Source organism: Kribbella sp. DT2 (genome assembly GCF_049844575.1).
Taxonomy (GTDB): domain Bacteria; phylum Actinomycetota; class Actinomycetes; order Propionibacteriales; family Kribbellaceae; genus Kribbella.
The window spans coordinates 1-521 of record NZ_JBNCLH010000029.1 but is presented as its reverse complement, the minus strand read 5'-3'; the positions used below and the strand labels follow the sequence as shown (position 1 = coordinate 521).

At 65.5% G+C, this 521-nt stretch carries 1 protein-coding gene; it reads left to right on the top strand.

Annotation, left to right across the window (positions count from 1 at the left end):
• On the top strand, positions 1-521 hold a 521-nt coding region (locus tag ACLQ2O_RS41925), incomplete at both ends, for an integrase core domain-containing protein (RefSeq protein ID WP_425843480.1).

Genomic DNA, 521 nt, shown 5'->3' with positions numbered 1-521 from the left:
CCCGACGGCGGCGGCCACCGAACTGTCGGCCGCCAGGCCGGGCAACGCCACCGCACCCGCACCGCCGGCAAGACCCGGGACCGCAACGGCAACAGCCATGTCGGCTACAGCTACGTCCACAACGCCGTCGACGATCACTCCCGGCTCGCCTACTCAGAAGTCCTACCTGACGAGCGCAAGGAAACAGCCGTCGCGTTCTGGCAGCGCGCCCACAACTTCTTCACCGGCCACGGCATCACCATCAAACGAGTACTCACCGACAACGGCAGCTGCTACAAGTCCCGACTTTGGGCCCAGGCTCTGGCCGACACCCAGATCACCCACAAACGAACACGGCCCTACCGGCCGCAAACCAACGGCAAAGTCGAACGATTCAACCGCACCCTGATCGAGGAATGGGCCTACGCCCACCCCTACCAATCCCAAACCGAACGACGCGCCGCTCTCACCACCTGGCTCCACACCTACAATCACCACCGCGGCCACACCGCACTCGGCGGCCAACCACCAGCCACCCGCGT